This is a genomic window from Paenarthrobacter sp. PH39-S1 (assembly GCF_030063245.1).
GTDB lineage: Bacteria > Actinomycetota > Actinomycetes > Actinomycetales > Micrococcaceae > Arthrobacter_M.
Genome location: NZ_JASISR010000082.1, coordinates 1 through 3,195 on the forward strand (window position 1 = coordinate 1; position 3,195 = coordinate 3,195).

The 3,195-nt window shown below is 63.9% G+C and carries 3 pseudogenes; all 3 read right to left on the reverse strand.

Annotated features, from left to right (window positions below):
• Positions 1-320 precede the first annotated feature (320 nt).
• A pseudogene (locus QMG52_RS21490) lies at positions 321-1,717 on the reverse strand (L-serine ammonia-lyase).
• A 55-nt stretch (positions 1,718-1,772) separates the two neighbouring features.
• Positions 1,773-2,849: pseudogene (gene glyA, locus QMG52_RS21495) on the reverse strand (serine hydroxymethyltransferase).
• A pseudogene (locus tag QMG52_RS21500) lies at positions 2,846-3,043 on the reverse strand (glycine cleavage system protein H); the annotation flags it as partial. The pseudogenes QMG52_RS21500 and glyA, both read right to left, overlap by 4 nt.
• Positions 3,044-3,195 lie beyond the last annotated feature (152 nt).

Genomic DNA, 3,195 nt, shown 5'->3' on the forward strand with positions numbered 1-3,195 from the left:
CGTGCCGACGTCGTCCGGCCCTCAGGCGCCGGGCCCAGCCGCGGCGGCCCCGGACGAAGGGCAGCAGCGAAGCTCCCCGGCTCCGTAAGGGCCACGGTGCCGGCATCTCCCGCCGGGAACGAAGTCGCTCCGGGGCAAAAAGCAATCTCTAAACTCTGGGCCACCTGCGCACACGCCGGAAGCACCGGTCCAGCCCCCGAAATCAGCAGCCCAACCCACCCAAATCATCGGTCGAGACCGCCGAGGTCACCGTGTTCCCGACAAGTCCGACCAACGGAACAATCCGGGTCCCGACAGGATCGGTCAACCACAGGACCTGTTTAGCACTCGACGACGTTCACCGCCAAGCCCCCATGGCCGTCTCCTTATACTTCGTATTCATGTCCTTGCCCGTTTCGCGCATGGTCACAATGACCTCGTCCAAGGAGACGCGGTGCTGACCGTCGCCCCACAATGCCATCTTTGCGGCATTAATGGCTTTGGCGGCCGCAATGGCATTGCGTTCGATGCACGGCACCTGCACCAGTCCGCCGATTGGATCACAGGTGAGACCGAGGTTGTGCTCCATGGCGATTTCCGCCGCGTTCTCCACCTGCTCGGGCGTCCCGCCCATGACCTCGGCCAGGGCACCGGCGGCCATGGAGGAAGCCGATCCGACTTCGCCCTGACAACCGACTTCGGCACCTGAGATCGAGGCTTGTTCCTTGTAAAGGACTCCGATGGCGCCGGCGGTGAGCAGGAACCGGACGACGACGTCGTCCTTGGCTTCCGGCGCTGCGTCGCGCATGCCCTTCGTGTAGTGGGTGGCATGAAACATGACCGCCACAATGATGCCGGCGGCGCCGTTCGTGGGTGCGGTGACCACGCGGCCACCGGAGGCGTTTTCCTCGTTCACGGCCAGTGCCACCAGATTCACCCACTCCTGCCAGTACTGAGGATCCCGATCTGTGTCTTCGAGCCGCAGCCGGGCATGCCAGTCCGACGCACGACGGCGGACCTTGAGACCGCCGGGGAGCAGGCCGGTGCGCTGCAGGCTGGAATTTTTCGAATCTTCCATGACGTCGCGGATGTGCAGCAGACCGCTCCGGACTTCGGCCACGGAGCGGCTGACCATTTCGTTGGCCAGCATGACGGAGCTGATATCCAGCCCCGACGCGGCGCAGTGCCCCAGCAGACCGACGGCAGTGCGGAACGGGTACGGCAACTGCTCCTTGGAGGTTTCCAGCTCCGTCGCTGCCGCTTCCTCCTCGCCCTCGCGGACAATGAAACCGCCGCCGACGGAGAAGAACGTCGCCTCCTGCAGGACGTTACCGGATGAATCCGTGACCTGGAACTTCATCCCATTGGTATGCCGCGCCAGCACTGTCAACGGATGCAGAATCATGTCCTCCACCCGATAGCTGATGGTCCTGGCGCCGCCGAGCTCCGGCTCGCCGCGGTCCGCAAAGAACGCCAGCCGGTCCTGGACTTCCTCCGGCAGGATCAGCTCCGGCTCCCGCCCTTCCAACCCGAGCAGCACGGCTGTCATGGGGCCGTGCCCCTTGCCCGTGGCCGCGAGCGAGCCGTACAGATCCACCCGCAGCCCCGCCACGTCATGCAAAATGCCACGGAATTTAAGTTCGGCGGCGAAAACGGCGGGCGCCCGCATCGGGCCAACCGTATGCGAACTGGAAGGCCCGGTGCCGACCGAGAAGAGGTCGAAGACTCCTACTGCCATGACTGGTCCATTTCCGGAACTAGGGTGTACAAACGTGGATGACTGTCCGAACCGGCTATGCCTTTTCCGCAAGAGTTGAATACAGGGGATGTGCAGCCGCCAGTGCGTGCACCCGGGCCGCCAACGGCGCCAGATCATCCCCTGGTCCGGCGAGCAGCGCCTCGGCGATGATGTCCGAGACCTCGACGAAGGCTGTCTCGCCAAATCCGCGGGTTGCCAAGGCCGGCGTCCCGATCCGGAGCCCGGAAGTGACCATTGGCGGCCGCGGATCGAACGGGACAGCGTTCCGGTTCACGGTAATGTCGATTGCCGCCAGACGGTCCTCTGCCTGCTGCCCGTTGAACACAGCGGAGTTGATCTTCTTGGCGAGAACCGCGTCATTGGTCAGGATGAAACCACCGCGTGGACCGGCCAGGGTCTTGTGCGTCGTGGAAGTGGTGACGTGGGCGTGCGGCACCGGGCTCGGGTGCAGCCCGGCTGCCACGAGACCGGCAAAATGCGCCATATCCACCATCAGACAGGCCCCCACCTCGTCCGCGATCCTGCGGAATGCCGGAAAGTCCAGCTGCCGGGCATAGGCGGACCAACCGGCCACAATCAGCTTCGGCCGGTGTTCCCTGGCCAGCCTTTCGACCTCCGCCATGTCCACGCGATGGTCGTCTTCGCGCACCTGGTACGGAATGACGTTGTAGAGCCGCCCGGAGAAGTTGATCCGCATGCCGTGCGTGAGGTGCCCGCCGTGGGCCAGATTCAGCCCCGTGATGGTGTCTCCGTGCCTGATCAGCGCATGCATCATCGAGGCGTTTGCCTGGGCGCCGGAGTGCGGTTGGACATTCGCATAGGCGGCGCCGAACAGTGCCTTGAGCCCCTCGATGGCCAACTGCTCGATGGCGTCAACGTGTTCGCAGCCGCCGTAGTACCGCTTCCCCGGATAACCCTAGGCGTACTTATTGGTCAGGACCGAGCCCTGGGCCTGCATGACCGCCACGGCCGTGAGGTTTTCGGATGCGATCATTTCCAGGCCGTCGCGCTGGCGACACAGTTCGTCGTCGATCTTTGCCGCCACTTCCGGGTCCACCGCACCGATGTCGCCGTCCGGCAGCGAGGCGCTGCGCACCGTCCCCGCGCTCACAGCTCGCCTCCATTGGCCGCGGCGTAGTCTTCGGCGCTCAACAGGGGCCCGTCCGCACTGACACTTACCTTGAAAAGCCAGCCGACGCCGTACGGGTCGCTGTTGATCCGGGCGGGATCCGCGGCGACGGTGCTGTTGATTTCCGTGATCTCGCCGCTGACCGGGGCATACAGGTCGGAGACGGATTTGGTGGACAGTGGGACGCTATTTGACCAGGGGGGCGAGTTCTAGCGATCGTTGCAACACCCCCGACTAATCGGGAGTTGCACCACCCATGGATTCACCATCAAAAAATAGTTCTTCCTTAAAGAAAAAATCACCTTTAAGGGAAAAATTGGTGCCGCCG